Genomic DNA, 1392 nt, shown 5'->3' with positions numbered 1-1392 from the left:
GCATCTGGCCGAGGTGTTTTTGAGCGGGCTGCTGCGCCAAGTGACAACTGATCAACAGAATCCTGACCAGATCCAATATGACTTTGTAGACGGGGTGCGTGAGCTTCTGCTCAACACAATTACAAGGGAAAAGACAGTCCAGGTGTTCGTACGGGTGAGCGAGTACATTCAGCGTGAGACCGGCACATCGTTTGGCTTCTCTGCGCTGCTAGCAGATCCAACCGGGGCCGGGACGCTCAACATCACGTCTGGCAGTCGCCGCTTTGCACGGGTGCTGGCAGCTACACTGCGCCGTCTAGGTGGGGAGCATGTCCAGCTAGCGGAGCGGTTGGAGCAGCAGTTACGGATTCCCCATGAACAGAGAGAGGGTATAGTACTTGGAGGAGAGCAAGAAGCTATTGCCGAAGCGGCGGGAGTAACAGTCACAGATCAGGGAACAACTCATGCAGGAACTGCATTCCTAAATACCTCCATTGAACATGCTGCTGAGGTAGTAACAGAGTCGGGTGTAGTGAAGGATCAGGTTAAGTCTGATAGCGAAGATACAGCATTTCCGCCTATTCCTATGAAGATGCCGACGGTACTCGAAGACGCACCGCTGGAGTCTCTCTGCGCCACATGTATCCAACAACTACAGCGCTTTCAACAGGATGGGGTGTGGGATATATCAAGCTGTGACACAATTTTGCGCCAAGCTGCTGCTCACGATGAGGAAGCTATCGCCATGCTGATCCAGATCAGCGAATTATTGGTACGCCGCTACTTTCCGCTCCGAACCCCCGATCTAATCGATGATTGGACACAGGATGTCCTTCTCCATATTACAGCGAAGATGAGGAATCGTACAAATCCCTACGCAATCAAACCTCCACCACCGAGTCCCTTCGTTGCTTATCAAGCCTACCTTAAGATCGCTGGGCGGAATATCGCTTACGATCAGCTGCGTTCCGAGCAAAGTCAGCCGAATGTGTCTATTGATGAAGTCACTGGAGATGTGCATGAAATTTCCGACCCTCATGATGATATTGGGGACTTACATAGGCTGTTGCGTTTCGACCGACTGCTACAACTTATTAATGAGCCCTTGGATCGCGAAATCTTCCGGTTGCGCTTCGTGTTACAAGTCTCGGTTGAGGAAACAATCGAAATACTCACCCGCAAGGGACAAGTGTTGGCAAAAAGCTACATTTATCGCTCGGTTGAGCGCACAATTCATACGCTTAGTATGATTCCTGAAGTTCGTGAATTGTTTGAGGAATGAATTGGGGGATGACGACGGACATCAGCTTTGATCAGCATAGAACTTGACAATCGCTGTATATAGACAAATCAGTCTACGGTAGATCTGTTAATAGCTGTGTACATCTGGACCCGAAGCATCCGACGCGACGA

At 50.3% G+C, this 1392-nt stretch carries 1 pseudogene; it reads left to right on the top strand.

Features of this window, described 5'->3' with window-relative positions:
* Positions 1–1261 (top strand): annotated as a pseudogene (locus K2Z83_RS28445) (hypothetical protein); the annotation flags it as partial.
* Between the last annotated feature and the right edge of the window lie 131 nt (positions 1262–1392).

Origin of the sequence: Oscillochloris sp. ZM17-4 (assembly GCF_019599295.1) — a bacterium.
Taxonomy (GTDB): Bacteria; Chloroflexota; Chloroflexia; order Chloroflexales; family Chloroflexaceae; genus Oscillochloris.
The sequence above is the reverse complement of the archived record's forward strand: the minus strand, read 5'-3'. Positions and strand labels throughout refer to the sequence as shown.